General features: G+C 41.8%; 1 protein-coding gene. It reads right to left on the bottom strand.

From position 1 onward, the window contains the following. Positions 1 to 32 precede the first annotated feature (32 nt). A partial coding sequence (locus HC733_RS22845; RefSeq protein ID WP_190367233.1) for a hypothetical protein occupies positions 33 to 237 on the bottom strand: 205 nt, incomplete at its 5' end.

Below are 237 nucleotides of genomic sequence, written 5' to 3' on the forward strand. Positions count from 1 at the left end.
CTTTAAATTCAGGAGAGTGGTTTCTACGTTTTCTAGTCATCATCTGTTCCAATATTTTTGGTTACTATAAAAACAGAACAATCACTTAAAGTCATGTCCGAAAATTGGGGGCCAGTTCTGGGTTTTCCCAATGCGCCAGTATCTGCACTATAAAGTTGACCAAATTCGGCTTCTAAACGCTGCCAATCAATGATGTTGGCCAATTTAACCAGTTCGTGGTTGGGCGCCACGAGGTCA

Origin of the sequence: Pseudoalteromonas sp. S16_S37 (assembly GCF_014694405.1) — a bacterium.
GTDB lineage: Bacteria > Pseudomonadota > Gammaproteobacteria > Enterobacterales > Alteromonadaceae > Pseudoalteromonas.